At 70.5% G+C, this 3,150-nt stretch carries 1 protein-coding gene; it reads left to right on the top strand.

Annotated elements, in window-relative coordinates; translation table 11 throughout:
* Positions 1–3,150, top strand: a 3,150-nt coding sequence (gene mfd / locus GPA_RS11030) for a transcription-repair coupling factor (protein ID WP_156791166.1), incomplete at both ends; no start/stop codon positions are given.

The following is a 3,150-nucleotide window of genomic DNA, read 5'->3' on the forward strand; positions in this document are numbered from 1 at the left end:
CTGCCGCCGGCAGGGTCGAACGTGCACCTTCCGCTCGTGTTCGAGGCCGGCCGCGAGCTGGCGGACATGGAGGGCGCGAAGGCGGCGGGCATCGCCGAGTTCGGGGACGTGGCGCGGGCCCTCGAGGAGCGCGGCTACCAGAACACCGGCGAGCTGGACGGTCCCGGCACGTTCGCCGTGCGCGGCGGCACCATGGACGTGTTCCCCGGCAACCTGGTGTACCCGGTGAGGCTCGACTTCTTCGGCGACGAGCTGGACGAGATCCGCCGCATCGTGCCCACCACCGGGCAGACCATCGCCTCGCTGCCCCGCGCCGACGTGTACCCCGTCGTGGAGTTCGCGGCCACGAAGGGCGCGCTCGCCCGCGCGCGGCAGAAGCTCGAGCGGCCCGCCGAGACGAACGCCGCGCTGCGCGACGTGCTGGAGAGGCTGGACGGAGGCCTGCGCGAAGGCGGCTCGGACGTGCTCTTGCCCTACCTGTACAAGACCACCTCCACGCTCGGCGACTACGTGCGTCCCGGCTCCCTCTCGGTGCTGGTGGAGCCGCGCTCGCTCTTCGACGACATGACGCACGCCTACGAGGACCTGGCCGGGCGGGCGAAGGGGACGGGCATCGCGCTCGAGGGCCTCTACGCCGAGCCCGCTTCCGTGAGCTTCGGCGACGGCCAGCGCGCCACGTACGTGTCCATCATGCGCGTGGGCGGGCAGATCGACGACGAGCTGCCGGTCAAGCGCGTGGAGGTGGCGGGACACCCCGACAAGCTCTACGGCCGCCTGCGCACGCTCGTGGACGGCGGCTACACGGTGGTGTTCAGCGCCCCGAACTTCCGCGCCCGCCAGGACATGAAGCTGGCCTTCGTGGACGTGGGTCTGCCCATCCAGGAGACGCTGGATTCCGACGTTCTCCCGAACGTCGGAGCTGCCGACGCTGCGGGAACCCTCGCCGACCCTGCGAACGACCGGCGGGACGGGGAGACCGCCGGCGCGGCCAAGCGCCGGCTGCGGCGCGGCGTGGTGAACGTGGTGGACGTGGGCATCCCGCTCGGCATGATCATCCCGAAGGCGAAGCTGGCGCTCGTGAGCGTGTCGGATACGCAGGGGGCGTCGGCGGCGCGCCCGAGCCGGCACATCGACGTCACGGACATCACCTTCCCCTACAAGCCGGGCGACTACGTGGTCCATGCCGCGCACGGCGTGGCGCACTTCAAGGAGCTCGTGCGCCGCGACGTGGACGGCACGGCGCGCGACTACCTGCTGCTGGAGTACGCCGAGGGCGACAAGCTCTACGTGCCGGTGGAGCAGCTGGACCGCGTGACGCGCTACGTGGGCCCCGAGGGCGCCTCCCCGCGCCTCACGCGCCTGAACACGGCCGACTGGTCGCGCGCCATGAGCAAGGCCTGCGCCGCCACGAAGAAGCTCGCCTTCGACCTGGTGGACGTGTACACGCGCCGCGCCACCGTGCAGGGCTACCGCTTCGGCCCCGACACGCCGGCCCAGCGCGAGATGGAGGAGGCGTTCCCGTACCAGGAGACGCCCGACCAGCTCTCCGCCATCGCCGACGTGAAGGCCGACATGCAGTCCGCCAAGCCCATGGACCGGCTGGTCTGCGGCGACGTGGGCTTCGGCAAGACCGAGGTGGCCATCCGCGCCGCGTTCAAGGCCACGCAGGACAAGAAGCAGGTCATGGTGCTCTGCCCCACCACCATCCTCGCGCAGCAGCACTTCACCAACTTCAAGGAGCGCTGCGAGCCCTTCGGCGTGCGCGTGGAGGTGCTCTCGCGCTTCCGCACGCCCGCCCAGCAGGCCGAGGCGCTCAAAGGGTTCCAGGAGGGCGACGTGGACATCCTCGTGGGCACGCATCGGCTGCTCTCGCGCGACGTGAACCCGCACGATTTGGGCCTGGTGATCATCGACGAGGAGCAGCGCTTCGGCGTGGGACACAAGGAGCAGCTGAAGAACCTGCGCGAGTCCATCGACGTGCTGACGCTCTCGGCCACGCCCATCCCGCGCACCATGCAGATGAGCCTGTCGGGCGTGCGCGACATGAGCCTCATCCTCACGCCGCCCGACGAGCGCCGCCCCGTCGAGGTGCACGTGGGCGAGTGGGACCCGGACCTCGTGAGCGCCGCCATCCGCCGCGAGCTGGCGCGCGGCGGGCAGGTGTACTACGTGTCCAACCGCGTGCGCACCATGGAGGAGGCCGTGGGCCGCGTGGCGGCGGCCGCCGGCGAGGCGCGCGTGGGCGTGGCGCACGGGCAGATGTCTAAGGAGGAGCTCGAGCGCGTGATGGAGGACTTCAGCGCCGGCGAGCTGGACGTGCTCGTGGCCACCACCATCATCGAGAGCGGCATCGACAACCCGCACACGAACACCCTCATCATAGAGGACTCCCAGCGCTACGGCCTGGCGCAGATGTACCAGCTGAAGGGCCGCGTGGGACGCTCGTCCACGCAGGCCTACGCCTACTTCATGTTCCCCGAGCACGTGAGCCTGACCGAGGAGGCCCAGGCGCGCCTCACCGCGCTCGACGAGCACACCGACTTGGGCAGCGGCATGCGCATCGCCATGCGCGACCTGGAGATCCGCGGCGCCGGCAGCCTCATGGGCGCCGAGCAGTCGGGCAACATGTCGGCCGTGGGCTTCGACCTGTTCGCGCAGATGCTCAGCACTGCCGTGAGCGCCACGCGCGAAGGGGACCTCAAGGCCATGGACGCGCTGCCGCCTGCGCTCTCCGACATCACGGTGAACGTGCCGGGGCACACCTACCTGCCCGAAGACTACGTGCCCGACGCCGACGAGCGGGTGCTGTGGTACCGCAAGATCGCGAGCGCCGCCACCGGGCAGGCCGTGGAGGACGTGGCGACGGACCTCGCCGCCAAGCGCCCCGACATGCCGCAGGCCGCGAGGAACCTGCTGGAGAAGGCGCGGATCAAGGCCTATGCGAACGAGCGCCATATCCGCACCGTGTCGGTGACGGGCGGACGGCTGGTGGTGGAGCCCATCGACGTGTCGCGCGACCAGATGACGAAGCTGCGCCGTGCGGGCGGCCGCTACCTGGCGGACAAGCGCAAGCTGCAGCTGCCGCTGCGCTACTTCAAGCTGGACGAGGGCGACAACCTGCTGGGTCCGGTTTTCGACTTCCTGAAGGAG

Source organism: Gordonibacter pamelaeae 7-10-1-b (assembly GCF_000210055.1).
Lineage (GTDB): Bacteria > Actinomycetota > Coriobacteriia > Coriobacteriales > Eggerthellaceae > Gordonibacter > Gordonibacter pamelaeae.